Annotated in this window: 11 protein-coding genes and 1 pseudogene; 1 reads left to right on the forward strand and 11 read right to left on the reverse strand. The window is 30.4% G+C overall.

Annotated elements, in window-relative coordinates; translation table 11 throughout:
- Positions 1-57: 57 nt before the first annotated feature.
- The 4 genes from HMPREF3046_RS02720 to HMPREF3046_RS02735 form a co-directional block, all read right to left on the reverse strand.
- The gene (locus HMPREF3046_RS02720; RefSeq protein WP_070716222.1) at positions 58-1,572 is read right to left on the reverse strand and encodes an ABC transporter permease/substrate-binding protein; all 1,515 of its coding nucleotides are present in this window, start codon (positions 1,570-1,572) and stop codon (positions 58-60) included.
- 3 nt (positions 1,573-1,575) lie between these two features.
- Positions 1,576-2,532, reverse strand: coding sequence for an ABC transporter ATP-binding protein (locus tag HMPREF3046_RS02725; protein WP_070716224.1), 957 nt, complete (start codon positions 2,530-2,532; stop codon positions 1,576-1,578).
- A 187-nt stretch (positions 2,533-2,719) separates the two neighbouring features.
- Complete coding sequence (recQ, locus tag HMPREF3046_RS02730) at positions 2,720-4,498, reverse strand: DNA helicase RecQ (protein WP_070716225.1); 1,779 nt, start codon at positions 4,496-4,498, stop codon at positions 2,720-2,722.
- Positions 4,499-4,511: 13 nt separating this feature from the next.
- On the reverse strand, positions 4,512-6,392 hold the full coding sequence (locus HMPREF3046_RS02735; protein WP_070716228.1) for an ABC-F family ATP-binding cassette domain-containing protein: 1,881 nt from the start codon (positions 6,390-6,392) through the stop codon (positions 4,512-4,514).
- Between the two features lie 111 nt (positions 6,393-6,503).
- On the opposite strand from HMPREF3046_RS02735, the pseudogene HMPREF3046_RS02740 reads away from it, so the two are divergent.
- A pseudogene (locus HMPREF3046_RS02740) lies at positions 6,504-7,311 on the forward strand (ZIP family metal transporter).
- 290 nt (positions 7,312-7,601) lie between these two features.
- Here the strand turns inward: HMPREF3046_RS02740 and ltaS are convergent.
- The 7 genes from ltaS to HMPREF3046_RS02770 form a co-directional block, all read right to left on the reverse strand.
- Positions 7,602-9,539: a polyglycerol-phosphate lipoteichoic acid synthase LtaS gene (gene ltaS, locus HMPREF3046_RS02745; protein WP_070716230.1), complete on the reverse strand. Its 1,938-nt coding sequence runs from the start codon at positions 9,537-9,539 to the stop codon at positions 7,602-7,604.
- 389 nt (positions 9,540-9,928) lie between these two features.
- Positions 9,929-10,933, reverse strand: a complete 1,005-nt coding sequence (locus HMPREF3046_RS02750) for a 5-oxoprolinase subunit C family protein (protein ID WP_070716232.1) — start codon at positions 10,931-10,933, stop codon at positions 9,929-9,931.
- The gene (locus HMPREF3046_RS02755; protein ID WP_070716235.1) at positions 10,933-11,637 is read right to left on the reverse strand and encodes a 5-oxoprolinase subunit B family protein; all 705 of its coding nucleotides are present in this window, start codon (positions 11,635-11,637) and stop codon (positions 10,933-10,935) included. Before HMPREF3046_RS02755 ends, HMPREF3046_RS02750 begins: the two co-directional genes overlap by 1 nt.
- Before the next feature lie 41 nt (positions 11,638-11,678).
- A complete protein-coding gene (locus HMPREF3046_RS10940) occupies positions 11,679-11,885 on the reverse strand; it encodes a hypothetical protein (RefSeq protein WP_049335041.1) in 207 nt (68 codons plus the stop codon).
- Positions 11,886-11,938: 53 nt separating this feature from the next.
- On the reverse strand, positions 11,939-12,547 hold the full coding sequence (locus HMPREF3046_RS02760) for an aminotransferase class IV (RefSeq protein WP_070716238.1): 609 nt from the start codon (positions 12,545-12,547) through the stop codon (positions 11,939-11,941).
- The gene (locus tag HMPREF3046_RS02765; protein WP_070716243.1) at positions 12,548-13,690 is read right to left on the reverse strand and encodes a chorismate-binding protein; all 1,143 of its coding nucleotides are present in this window, start codon (positions 13,688-13,690) and stop codon (positions 12,548-12,550) included.
- A complete protein-coding gene (locus HMPREF3046_RS02770) occupies positions 13,674-14,267 on the reverse strand; it encodes an anthranilate synthase component II (RefSeq protein ID WP_070716245.1) in 594 nt (197 codons plus the stop codon). The genes HMPREF3046_RS02765 and HMPREF3046_RS02770 overlap by 17 nt, the downstream gene beginning before the upstream one ends.
- Positions 14,268-14,416 lie beyond the last annotated feature (149 nt).

Below are 14,416 nucleotides of genomic sequence, written 5' to 3' on the forward strand. Positions count from 1 at the left end.
TATCATTCCCACTAATTGGGGTCAGTCCAAAATTTATCTACGAGCGTTTTTACAAATTTAATGTACTAATCCTTCTTTTTCTAAATATTGTTTAGCAACTTTATATGGATCTTCATTTTTCACTGTCACTTTATAATTCATTTCTTGCATTTGTTCATCCGTAATTTTATTTGATAATTGATTTAAAGCTTTTTTAATTTCCGGATGTTCTTTTAGAAACTTTTCTTTAAACATTGGAGCACCTTGATAAGGTGGGAAAACATGTTTATCATCTTTAAGCACTACCATATCATATTGTTTTAATTCAGCATCGGTAGAATAAGCATCAATAAGATTAATGTCGCCTTTCTCTACTGCCGTATAACGTAGTTTAGGTTCCATTTGTTTAATATTAGAAAGATTCAAGTTATATTTTTTAGCTACTGCTTTATAACCATCATCTCTATCTTTAAATTCCATAGTAAACCCTGGTTTAAGTTGATCTTGTACTTTACGTAAATCGCCAATTGATTGTAAATTATATTTTTTAGCAAAATCTCTTTTAACAGCTAAAGCATACGTATTATTATATTTCATTGGTTTAAGCATAGTCATATCATATTTTTTCTCTAAACTTGCTTTAGCTTGGTGATATACATCAGCTTCTTTTTTAGATTTTAGATCCTCTTTAGTAAGTTCTCCTAATACTGTACCTGTAAATTCTAAGTAACCATCTATATCGTCTGATTTTAACGCATTAAATAAGAATGAGGTTTTACCCATGCCACTTTTAACATTAACTGTATCATGTGTTTCCTCTTCAATTAATATTTTATACATATTCGTAATAATTGAAGGTTCAGAACCTAATTTTCCTGCCATAGTAATTGTTGCACCTTTTTTACCAAAGAGTGGAACAACAATAACAAGTAAGATAATTAATAGAATAATACCTAGTGTAATAAGAAGTTTTTTGTAAGATACCTTTGCCATATAACGTAATATAAAATCAAATAAAATAGCTAATAATGCAGCTGGAATAGCGCCAATCAATATCAGTGATGTATTGTTACGATCAATTCCTAATAAGATCAAATCCCCTAATCCACCTGCTCCAATTAATGCTGCTAATGTAGCAGTACCAATAATAAGCACCATAGCTGTACGTATACCTGCCATAATGACTGGCATTGCAATAGGTAACTCGACTTTAGTTAAACGTCGCATTGGTTTCATACCGATACCTTTGGCTGCTTCTATTAGAGAAGGCTCTACTTCTTTAATACCTGTATATGTATTTCTTAAAATAGGTAATAGCGCATATACTACTAATGCAATAATTGCTGGAACTTTTCCTATACCAAAAATTGGAATCATTAATCCAAGTAAAGCAAGGGATGGAATAGTTTGTAATACCGCTGCGATATTCATTACAACTTCAGATAAACGCTTTGTTTTAGTTAAAGCAATACCAAGTGGTACTGCAATTAAAATTGCGATAAATAAAGCAATAAAAGAAATTTGTATGTGCTCAAAAATTGTTCTTAATAATTCTATTTTACGATCATTGAGTGTTGTTAAAAATTCATTCATGCTTTAACCCTCCTTATCATTTTTAGATAGATAATCAAAAACATCTTCTCTTCTTAATAATGACTGTGTTAAAGCATGATGATTTTCTACAATTACTGCTTCATGTTTAGCAAGTATCTTGTAAATATCTTGAAGTTTCATACTATCTTTTATAATTGGGTATCCTTGTTTTTCGTCATATTCAGTAAGTGTTCTTGTAAGATTTAGATCGGAGATTTTTGAGTTATTGATATCTTTATGTAAGTGATCGCCCATAAACTCTCTAACAAATTGGTTTTTAGGATGCTCTTGGAATCCTTCAGGTGTGTCAATTTGTTCAACACGACCATCATTTAATAAACAAATACGGTCTCCTAATTTCATTGCTTCTTGTATATCGTGTGTTACAAAAATAATTGTCTTTTTAATTTTCGTTTGTAATTCTAATAAATCATCTTGTAATTTTTCTCTGCTAATGGGGTCTAACGCACTAAAAGGTTCATCCATTAATATTACTGGAGGATCAGCTGCTAATGCTCTTACCACACCTACACGTTGACGTTGTCCTCCCGATAATTCATCTGGTTTACGATCTCGATATTTATTTGGATCTAATCTAACCATATCTAATAATTCATCTACACGTTGATGAATATCTTTTTCTTTCCACTTTTTCATTTGAGGAACTTGTGCGATATTTTCTTTAATTGTCATATGTGGAAATAATGCGATTTGTTGTAGTACATATCCAATATCCCAACGCATCTCATAAACTGGATAATCACTCACTGGCTTATCTTTAAAATATATGTACCCTTCACTTAACGGTATTAATCGATTAATCATTTTTAAAGTGGTTGTTTTCCCACAGCCTGAAGGTCCGATTAAAATAAAAAATTCTCCTTCATTAATCTTAAAACTCACATCATCAACTGCAACATTCGTTCCATAACGCTTTGTTACATTTTTAAATTCAATCATCTTGTCACCTTCATTTCCTTCACATCACTATAAAATTTATATTGCTTATTTTCTATTAAATCATGTTTATTGATAAATTCATACTTAATAGATTTAAATACTATTTATTATTTAACAAAAAAAAATAAAACAACTTAAAACGTTTTCTAGCCTCTAAGTTGTTTTATTAAGTCATATTTAATTTTTGTTAGATATTTGTTTTATATGATTGGATTGTTTCAAGAAATTTAGGGCAATAATGTTTTAACTTATAGCTTCCTACACCATCTATCGCAATCATTTCTTGTTTAGATTCTGGTTTACGTTTAGCAAATTCTTCCAATGTATAGTCAGAAAAAATACTTACAGGCGCAATATTCAACTTTTCACTTAATTGACGGCGAACTTCTACCAATTCACTATATAAAGCACGATCAACGCCTTCAATTGTATTAATGAAAACTTTTTCCTTACTTTTATGTTTAAATGGTGTCGTATACACTGTTACATCATTATTCAACAATTCTTTCACACTTTCATCACACGTTAGAATTTCATCATATTCATTTAAAAAACCTTTAAATCGTAACTCATCAATTAAATGACTTAACTCTGAAGTAGTATAGTCTTTCATTAATCCATGTGTTGTAAGTTGATTGTAGTGATTATATTTAATATAATCACTTAATTCTCCACGCAATACTTGAATAATAACATGATAGTTTTCTTGTTGACGCATGCGTGCGATACAACTAATAATCATTTTTGCTTCATTGGTCATATCATAAGTTTTATTTTGTTGAATACAATTACTACATTGACCGCATTCTTCTAGACGCGCATTCGGTTCAAAATAATGTACAATTGTCGCTTCTAAGCACTTTTTCGTTTTAGTATACTGAATCATTTTAGTTAGTTTCTCGCCCATTTTATCTTTATAATCATCATCTGCTTGCGAAATAGTAATAAAATATTCATGTAACCCTTTATCTCTTTCACTAAATAATAAAATACATTCACTTTTTAAACCATCTCGTCCTGCGCGACCCGCTTCTTGATAGTATGATTCAATGTCTCCAGGCATGTTGTAATGAATAACATAACGAACATTAGATTTATCAATACCCATTCCAAATGCATTTGTTGCGATAACAACTTTAATACGATCGTATACGAAGTCATTTTGAGCTTCTTCTCTTTCTTTATTTGTTAAACCTGCATGATAAATAGCAGAAGCAATATTTATAGATTCTAGAGATTCTTGTAATTCTTCTACTTGTTTACGTGTAGAACAATAAATAATACCTGCTTGATCTTTATGAGCCTTAGCATATTCAATAACAAATTTTTGTCTTTGATATGTCGAATTAACTTTAAAAATGAGATTACGTCTTTTGGTACTTGTTTTGATTTCATCTTCTTTTTGGATATTTAATTTTTCCATAATATCCTGTTGAACTTCGGCCGTAGCTGTAGCTGTAAGAGCTACAATCGTAAAATATTGAGGTAGTGTAAACACTTTGTTTATGACGCTTTGATAACTAGGTCTAAAATCATGTCCCCATTTTGAAATACAGTGTGCCTCATCAAATGCAATTAAGTTAACATCGATTCGACTAAGCAAGTTTAAAAAATAGTTATTTTCAAAACGTTCAGGTGCAACATATAAAAATTGAATGTTACCAGTTATTAACTTATTTTCAATCTCAGATTGTTGTTTTTTATTTAAACTACTATTTAGATAGGCTGCTTCGATACCCATTGCTTTTAACTGATCCACTTGGTCTTTCATTAAAGAAATCAATGGACTTATTACTATCGTTGTACCACCTAACATTAAACCAGGTACTTGATAACATATTGATTTACCACCACCTGTAGGCAAGACACCTAATACATTATGATGATTTAATATTTTAGAAATTATTTCTTTTTGACCTGGTCTAAACGTATCATAACCAAAATAATGTGACAAAGTTGCTTCCATACTTATATTCCCCTTATTGCTCTTTTATTTCTTCTAACTCACTCCATCTTGTGATGTCTACATCATATGATTGCTCTAGATGTTCTTTTTCTTCATTTAATTCTTTTATTTTAGCGTAGTCAGCGCTCGCTTCTACCATTTCAGCACCAATCTGCTCTAATCTATGTTCTGTCGTTTCAATACGTTCCATTAGGGCTTCATATTCACGTTTTTCTTTATAAGACAGTCCCGTCTTTTTACGAACGTTTGATTTAGTTTTAGGTTGTTGAGCTTGTTTTTCAAGTGTATCCTGTCGATCTTTTTCTTTTTTATAGGCCTCATAATCTTCGAATGTTCCAATAATACGTTCTAATTGGCCCTCGTGAATATACCAATATTCTTGTGCTACTTTATTTAAAAAATAACGATCATGACTTACAGTTATTACTGATCCTCCGAATGTACTAATGTAGTCTTCTAAAATTGTTAATGTTTCAGTATCAAGATCATTGGTTGGCTCATCAAGTAACAGAACATTAGGTTGATGGACAAGCAATCTCAATAAATATAATCGTTTTTGCTCTCCACCTGATAATTTATAAATCTTTTTACCATGGGTAGCACTCGGAAATAGAAATTGCTCTAACAATTGAGTAACTGAAACTGAAGTACCATCTTTTTCTTTTGCCACTTCACTTTCTTCTCTCAAATAGTCGATCATACGTATATCTCTATCCAAAGTTTCTTCTGTTTGTTTAAAATAAGCTATTTTTACAGTTTGCCCAACTTTTAATTCTCCAGAATAATCAGTATCATCTTGATTTAAAATATTTAACATTGTCGTCTTCCCAGCACCATTTGGGCCAACAATACCAATTCTTTGACCACTTTGAATGATTTCTGTTACATCTTTAAATAATATGTTATTTTGAAACTTTTTCGTTAAATGATCTAACTCAAATACTTGTTTGCCTAATCTAGAATAAGCAAGATTGAGTTGACCTTTATCTTTTTGATGATGAGATTGAACTTCTGTCTCTAAATCATTAAATCGGTTAATTCGAGCCTGTTGTTTTGTCGTTCTTGCTTTTGCGCCTGTACGCATCCACGCAAGTTCTTGTTTATAAAGTGCTTTTTGCTTTTCTTGTTGTTTTAATTCAATCACTTCATTTTCAGCTCTCATTGCAATGTAATCTTCATAGTTTCCTGGATAAGATTTAAGTTTTCCTCTATCTAATTCCACAATACGTGTAGCAATCTCATTTAAAAAATATCGATCGTGTGTAACAAATAAAACTGTATGTGGATATTGCTTAACATAGTTAATTAACCAGTTAATTGATTCAAAGTCTAAATGGTTTGTAGGCTCATCTAACAATAACAAATCAGGTTGTTCAATAAGCGTCTTAGCTAAGACAACACGTTTTTGTTGTCCTCCTGATAATTCTTTAATTTTTTTAGTTGTATTATTAATACCTAATTTTGATAAAATCGTTTTGATTTCAGCATTGTAATCCCATGCATGGTGTTGATCCATAAGTTCTTGAGCTTCCATCATTTTTTTAAAATTCGCATCGTCTTGATGTTCTGTATATATCTTCACAGCTTCTTCATATGTTTTAATAATATGTAAAGTATCTGTTTCAGAACTTAGAACAGCTTGAAATACTGTCATATCACCATCTAAATGTTGCTTCTGTGAAGAATAACGAATGCGATACTGATTAGGATGAGTTATATCGGCTGAAAAATCTTCATCTAAACCACCAATGACTTTTAATAAAGTACTTTTACCAGTACCATTTATACCTACAAGTCCAATTTTTTCATGTTCAGAAATAGAGAGATTTAAGTCATCAAAAATAACTTTATCAGCATATGATTTATTTAGTTGTTCTATTTTATACGCTTCCATATTTTTACTTCCTTTTTAATATCGAAATTTCAATATATTTCTGATAAGCTTAATTCAGTTCTATATATTATACACCTTTTTAAGGCTAAATGATATAAGGAGAAAATAGATATGATAGACTTTTTCGAAAATTTACCACCTTATCTTCAAGCACTTATTGCCGGTATTATCACTTGGTTATTAACCGCTTTAGGTGCTGCATCAGTCTTTATTTTTAAGACTGTAAACAAAAAAATTCTAACTTCTATGCAAGGTTTTGCCGCTGGAATTATGATTGCCGCAAGTTTTTGGTCTTTATTACAACCTTCCATTGATTATGGTACAAATGGTTATTTACCTGCTTGGTTACCTGCTGCGATTGGTTTTATTCTAGGTGGTGTGTTTATTAGAGGACTTGATGCAGTCATTCCACATATACACCAAAAAATTGGTGATAAAAGTCAATATCGAGAAGGCGTTAAAACTTCTTTAAGTAAAAATACTTTACTAGTATTAGCTATCACTTTACACAATATTCCTGAAGGCTTATCAATTGGTGTAGCATTTGGTGGAATTGCAACTGGAAATGGACAAGCTACCTTTTTTGGAGCCCTTGGTTTAGCAATTGGTATTGGTATTCAGAATATTCCAGAAGGAGCTGCTTTGTCCATGCCGATTAGAGCCGCTGGTGCAACACGTTTTAAAGCATTTAATTATGGTCAAGCATCAGCCTATTTTTGCAACTATAGGTGCCATTGCAATTATTTTTATCACTCCAGTACTACCTTATGCATTAGCTTTTGCAGCAGGAGCAATGATTTTTGTAGTTGTAGAAGAGCTTATTCCCGATTCTCAATCAGGTAATAATACAGATTTAGCTACATTAAGCTTAATGCTTGGTTTTGTGATAATGATGATATTAGACGTATCATTAGGATAATTAAATTAAAGAATAAGCCTGAGACATAATAAATTGTCTTAGGCATTTTTAATATATTGACAGTCAATTCTAGTCTCGAGACTCCAACATAAAACTTTCAATAAGAAAGTCTACATCCAACGCAAGTTAGGAATGCGTTGCCGCAGTAAAACGACGAATTCAAAATGAATTCTATCCCACTCCCATTCTTTTTTGTTGATTTTTAATACATCTATAAAAAACCCGTAGATAAAACTTATCTACGGGCGTTTAATATAGAATGTTAATTTTACACACTCTCTAATATTGAATTATTTTTGATTTCCATAAGGACCTATTTTATAGTCATATTTTGATGGATTAATTTTTTTAAAATCTGGATTATTGTAGAATCTGAATAGGTCTCCATTTAATACGTCATCACTCATTTCTAAGTCTTTTTCCACCTGTTTCTTATTTTTTTCTAAATCTTTAGGTGGCGTTGTTAGTAATTCATTATTTTTATTTGAATATACTTTACCGTTCACAAATTTATAATCTTTTGTGATGAAATCACCATTACGGAATGGAATCACATCATTATGATCTTTAGATAACATATCTGTACCCAACATTAAATAATTCTTCGAATCGATACCAACTAAATGTAAGATAGTAGGCATAACATCCACTTGTCCAGCATATGTTTCATCTACAGTTCCATTTTTACCAGGAATTTTTAACCAGAAGCCAGTACGATTTAAATCTGTGAATTTAGCTGGTGTAATTCGCTCACCCAATAATTTTTCCATTGCATTGTTATGGTTTTCAGAAATACCATAATGGTCACCGTAAATCATAATGACTGAATCATCATATAATCCTTTTGTTTTCAAATCATTAATATACTGTTCTAAAGCTTGATCTAAGTAATGCGCCGTTTGAATATATCCATCTACAGTAGAATCGCCTGTATTCGGTTTATCAATACTTGCATCTTCTGAATTTAAAGTAAATGGATAATGGTTAGTTAGTGTAATTAAATGAGAGTAAAAAGGTTGTTTCATTTTAGCTTGATATTCTGCTGATGCTTTAAAGAAAGGTTTATCTTTTAAGCCTAAGTTCACGACATTTTCATCTGACATATCATAATATGTTGCATCGTAAAATTTATCTATACCAAAATGTTTATAAATTTGATCACGGTTCCAAAATGTTTTGTAGTCCCCGTGCATAACATCAGAAGTATAACCTTCTTTTTGATCTAAAATTGCTGGTAAAGATTGATATGTGTTATCTCCTTTTAATGAATACGCAGATCCTTGTGGTAAACCATATAAACTATTATCCATTGTAAATTCTGAATCAGAAGTTTTACCTTGTCCTGTTTGATGGAAGAAGTTTGGATAATATCTAAAGTCATCATTACCAGTCGATAATTTGTTTAAGAAAGGTGTAACTTCCTTACCATTTACTTTTTTATTAATTAAAAATGTTTGAAAACTTTCCAAATGTATTTTTATGATATTTTTCTTCTTAGCAATACCATAATATTCAGAGTTTGGTTCTGTATTTCTTTGTTTCGTATAATTTAAAACACGAGTTAAATCATCTTCAGAAGCCAATGCTTTTTGTTGATTGTTTTGAATCGTTTTAACACCATCATATACAGTAAAATTATATGGACCTAAATATTTAACTAAATATTTGTGATCAAATGTACGAGTTAATAATTCAGGTCGATCAGTTTCAGCAAAAGCTAAGTTTAAAAAGAACAATGCAATTGATGCTGCCATCACTACTGGTACAAACTTTTTACTAAATACACGTTTGTCTAACCAACTTCGTTTAAAAATTAAAATAAACAGATAAACAATCGTATCTAAGAAATACACAAAGTCATACCATTTAAAAGAGGCACTTACTGCGCCTCCCATCGATTCAACGTTACTCGCTTGATTTAATGTACTAAACGTTAAAAAGTCTGAGAAGAACCTAAAATAAACAACATTAGCATATAGTAAAAATGTTAATAAGAATCCTCCAATAAAAATAAACCAATATGCTTTCTTACCTTTAAAGAACAAAAAGATACTTAAAATAAGCGCGATTAAACTATATGGATTCATCAATAGTATTAAATTTTGAACTAATCCTTTAACACCTAAAGAAAAATCTACATAGTATGAGAAATACGTTTTCAATGTTACTGTAAATACAGTCATTAAGAAAAACGCAAAAAGACTTATTTTTCTTTTGTGTAAACTCATGAATGTTTCCTCCGTTTATAGTTATTCAAATACGGCCATTTACGAATGCTATTTTTAAAACAATAAAATTTTTAATTATCACTTAATAAAAGAACATTTTTTATCACTACATTTAATTGTTAACTATTTATTAAAAAAATGCGAATTTTGTAATATTTTTGTAATAATACTTCATAGTTCAATATATAAATATAAAGTATTTTTACTTATTTATCAAGAAAAAGCTCAAGTTCAGCCTTTCCATTTATATACCTAATCATTTCTAAACTATTAAACTGATTGATATATTATAACGCCTAATCTATTCATTTTAATCAGACTATAGTCCTATACCTTTACATTAAAAAATATCATTAAAATATTAATGTTCAATATGTTGATGATATTTTTTATTTTAACATTTCTAATTGCATTCGAAATTCGATACCATGAAATAATTGATTCGTCCAATTACTAAACTTCACAGTATTTTTTTCAGCCGTTTCAATATCTATAAATTGAAATTTCAAACGAGATCCTTGTGGTTTTTGAGCTAGTTTAGTCAAATGATAGCTTGCTATCGTACCTATCTGTGGATAACTTCCAATAGTATAATGATCATTTAATAAAATAATAGGTGTACCATCACGTTTTACTTGAATCGTGCCTCTTTTTACTGGTTGATACTCAGGCATATCTTCATAATATGCTTTGATACTTGGACCCTCTAATAACATTCCTACACGATTAGACTTATTCGTTACTTTGTACTCTCCAAGTATAAATTTTTGTTGTGTCTCAGTATCAAAATCATTTGTCCCTTTATTAGCAATGACATGAAATACATCAGAAACATAATTAAACGATAAAGCATAACCATCAATTCCCCAACTTGTTGTTCGTTGATGTGCTAAATTTTCAAAAAGTTTACGGTGTCGTGATGTATAATCACGTTTCATTTCAATTTCATCGCCTTCTTGAAGTGTTCTTCCATGAAACCCTCCAACACCAATATTTAAATCTGTTGAAGTTGAATTTAACCAAGCATCTAATTTAAATCCTCCTCCAATAGCTAAATAAACACGAGATGTTGTACTCGTTTCTTTGAAAGACAATACCTCCCCTTTTTCTACTAAATACAATTTATAAGGTTTAATTTTCATGTTTTCTGTACACGCTTCAAAGTGATGACCTGTTAAGGCAATTAAAGTAGGCTCTGTGAATCTAATTTTCGCCATAATATGTGTCATTTCTAAAGTTGCTTCGTTTTTATCATTTGCTACAAGACGATTGGCAATTTCATGTCCTAATGTATCTAATGCACCCCCAGGGATGACTCCCTCATATTCATACCCTTGGCGTCCAAAGTCTTGGAACGTGCTAAAAAGTCCAGGTTTTTCTATTATGATTGACATTATTTAAAATCTCCTAATTCAGTATCATTTGGATTTTTAGGATGAAATAAGACATTATCTCCTAATTTTAATAAATTAAAGTTATCGCGCTCCGGTAAAAATAATTTAATTGGGGTATAGCCAATGACTAACCAATCGTTATAAGTATCTGTCGTTACAATGCCACATTTTTTCCCTTCAATAATGACAGAACCTGCAGGCACTCTTTTTTTCTTCTGACTTGTATGATTAACATATAATTTTTCATTCATTCCTGTTAAATAAGGAAAGCCTGGCGAATATCCCATCATAGAGACAAAGTAATGTGATTTTGAATGAAGTTGAATAAATTCCTCTTTGGATAGACGATAGTATTTTAATAGAGCCTCTAAATCAGGTCCAAATTGATCACCATAAACCACGGGAATATTATGAAAATGACACGCTGCTTGTTTATTTTCGATATGTTCTAATTCAGTTTGAATTGAATTTACAAGTGCCTTCATATATTGAAATGGCGATGAAATATTATAATGTTTAATCATATCTCGAGCATCATAACAAATCATCATACTAGACTCTGTAGGTACAATATCAGTGATGAAAGGTAAATCTTTATTTAATAAATGTGTACGTACAGCAATTAAATTTTTAGTTACATCTTCAGCGACTTCTTGTTCAATATCTATAATAATCGCTTGGTCTCCCTGACTATAAATTTTCATTATTGCACCTCTTATTACATTCTAAATTATTTGAATCTATTTTATTGGTGATAAAATAGATTCAATAAATGCGTAGCGTATGGCATGATAGACTGAATTAAAAGATATACTAGTACAAATTGAAACAACACAGTCATTGTGCCTACAATACGTGGTAGCATGATTAGATTATGCTTCAAATATCGATTGATGATATATTTACTTAAACTGTTGAGTAGTACGATAAGTATTAACCATAATAATGCCATAGCCTTCTCCATTATTAACTAAATTAAATTTCACAACATCTACCAATTGTATTTTATATATAAATAGATACCTGAGCAACTTCACGTAGACTATTCAGTAAATAAACTTCTACTTCTTCATTTTCCAGTTTTATCATTAATTCATCTTTAGTATAATCTTTCAGCTTAAGTTTATGATTTGCTAATAAACTTTCTCTCATACATCCTCTCAAAAAATCTTTATTATATCGTGGCGTATAATAATTTCCATTTTCTTTAATCATAATATTCCCAATATCAAATTCTAAAATTTTACCACTATCATCATACAGTAGTATCAAATCTGTTTCATGATTATGCGTTAAATATGTTCTTTCTGTTGTTTTATTTATAATGAATTCTTGTGGATAGTCACTGTTAGATTTTTTAAAACGTGCAGTAAAAATGTCTTTAGAAGATAATGGCTGAATAACGTGGGTAAATTGTCCGTCTTTATCAATTTCTACTTTTAAACGATATAAGCGGTCATTATAATGTTGTTTTAAATTTTCAATATAACTATACCAAGCATTCTCTGAAAACTGAAAACCTAATTGTGAACAAGAATGACATAGCCGACGCGTATGATAGTTTAACCTTGGAATATTACCATGATTAAGTCGCATTGTTTCAAATAATTTCAATCATAACTCCTCCAATATTTTGGTTTTGTCTCGAAATTCTTGAATTTCATTTAATGGAACAGAATCAATGGTAATTCCCGCACCTACCCCGTAAAGAGCTAGATTATTTCGATATTCTACTGTTCTAATTGGAATGTTAAAAATTATTTTATCATCTGGTAACAATAAACCTATTGTGCCGCAATAAATATATCGTGGACTGGTTTCTAAATGTTTGATATAAGTCATTGTACTTTGTTTAGGCGCACCAGTGATAGATCCACATGGAAACATTGCTGTTAAAATCGAATGAAGAGATATAGCATCTTCTAGTTGCCCTGTTACCATACTTGTCATTTGGTATACGGTTTGATACGTTTCAATAAAGAACAATTTATAAACCTCGATGGTTCCAGTTTTTGAAACCCTTGACATATCATTACGTAATAAATCAACAATCATTACATTTTCTGCTCTATCTTTATGAGAATACATTAATTTTTCATAATTCAACTGATCTTCTACACTATTTTTCCCACGTGGCATTGTTCCTTTCATCGGCTTACTAACAATCATGTTTGCTTTATCGTTAAACGTACCTTTTTGAAAAAATAACTCTGGAGAAATTGACGCAACTTTTACTTCTTCAGTATCTAATAAAGCTGTATAGCCACCGTTATTGGTTTGAGTTAAATAGGTATATAACATTGAAATAGGATAATGCACTTTACTGGATAAACGAGTAGTATAGTTAACTTGATAAGTATCTCCTTCTGTAATAGCTTCTTGTATTTTAATAATTGTTCTTCTCATTTGTTCTTCACTTTCTTGGAATTGAAAGTGATGTACTGAATGATATTGTATATTTTCCTTATTATTATCAAAGTTTAAGGGTTGATTAAAGGCGTATGCAACAGCGTATACTTCCTTTTCTATTAAGTGATACGTTTCTAATTGATTATTAAAAAATGGCGCTGATTCGTAAGTTAAATATAACGCTACATAATACCCCTTTTTCTGTTGCTCTTCAGCAAATTGAATAACTTCACCTACTTCTTCTAAAGAATAAGCAATTGATTTTGAAATATATTGATCAAATCGTAATTGATAATTAATGTAGTCGTCTTCATTAGTATAATAACGGTAATTAAACGTAATATTCATGTATTTTTCCTACTCTCTCTACAAAGTATTGAATCTGCTGATGACCATATTCACTTAATATAGATTCAGGATGATACTGTACTGCAAAAATAGGTAGTGTATCATGTTCAAAAGCCATCATAATACCTTCATTATTTGTAGCTGTAATATTTAATTGAGAAGGTAATTGTTGCCTATTAGCAATTAAAGAATGATAACGCATGACATTAAAATTTTGAGGTAAATGTTTGAAAAGTCCTTTGCCTGTATGCATTATAGGTGTTGGATGACCATGAACGGGTTTTGGTCCATGAATAATTTCTCCTCCATAATATTCATAGATGAGTTGAAACCCTAAACAGATACCTAATATAGGCACCGATGAGACATATCTATCTAAAACACTTTTCAAAATTGGATAGTCACTTGGTCTTCCCGGACCTGGTGATATGACAATAGCTTCAATTGTTAATTCTTCAAGTAAGGCTACAGTCACTTCTGTTACCTTTAATACCTCTACACAATGAGAGGTTTCTGATTTTATGTAATCAATCAAGTTGTATGTAAATGAATCATTATTATCTATGACTATAATCATAATTATTTCCAACCTTCAAAATAATATATTTAAAATACAATTTTTATATAAGCGCTTACTTTAATATTCTATAAACTAGCACTTGATTTTAAGATATGAATATATTAAGCTATCTATCGTATAATTCGAATAGAAAGAGGTTCCTAGCT

The sequence above is a fragment of the Staphylococcus sp. HMSC070D05 genome (assembly GCF_001815595.1).
GTDB lineage: Bacteria > Bacillota > Bacilli > Staphylococcales > Staphylococcaceae > Staphylococcus > Staphylococcus hominis.